We start from the raw sequence: 810 nt of genomic DNA on the forward strand, positions 1-810 counted from the left end.
ATCATGAACGATTGACTGAACTTGGTTTTGAACTCATCGAAACTGAGGTTAAGGAATTACTATAAAACAAAGGGAGACGAAAGAAAAATTATGGCAAACGGAAAAGAAGAAGGATTATTTGCAACAGCGGTTGAAAGTGCTATCAACAAAACGTTAGCACCCATCAGAATTAAGAGTATTATTATTCAGAACTATAAATCGATCAACTACAAAGAATACATTTTAGAGGGAAAGTCTTTGTTTCTTAAAGGCAAGAATGGTCTTGGAAAAACAAACGTGTTAGAAGCGATTTATTGGGCATTGAGCGGGGTTTTATTCGATGGGACAGCGAAGTCTGAACGCATGGAAATCAAACCTAAGGGAAGCACACCCGAAACCGAAACGAGCGTTAAAATTATCTTCACAGGCGGAAATGACTTCGTTCTTGAAAAGAAACTCGTTGAGAAGTATGACAGCAAAGGGAACTTCAAGGGAAACGAAACATCAATCCTTATCAACGGTTCACCTATGGGTATCCGTGATGGGCAAGAGCGTTTATTGGAACTTCTTGGATTGGAGAACTTGCAACGTGCTTTCAAAAAAGACCCTAACCTCAACGCAATCGACATCATGGCATTGGTTTACAACCCATCAACCGTAACGGCTATGGACTACAAACAACTACGTGCTTTAATTATCTCAATCATCGGTGACGTATCCTTTGAAGAAACGATTAGGGAACGTGTGGAATACTATCAAGAAGTCGCAACGGCATGGAAGATAAACGGTGGCACGTTGGACGACTTAAAAAATGTAACAAAAAATGCGATT

1 protein-coding gene is annotated in these 810 nt (G+C 39.8%); it reads left to right on the forward strand.

The window, feature by feature from the left end:
* Positions 1–90: 90 nt before the first annotated feature.
* Positions 91–810, forward strand: a 720-nt coding sequence (locus JU82_RS11310; RefSeq protein ID WP_294892944.1) for an AAA family ATPase, incomplete at its 3' end; no start/stop codon positions are given.

This window comes from Sulfuricurvum sp. MLSB (assembly GCF_000747095.1).
Taxonomy (GTDB): Bacteria; Campylobacterota; Campylobacteria; order Campylobacterales; family Sulfurimonadaceae; genus Sulfuricurvum.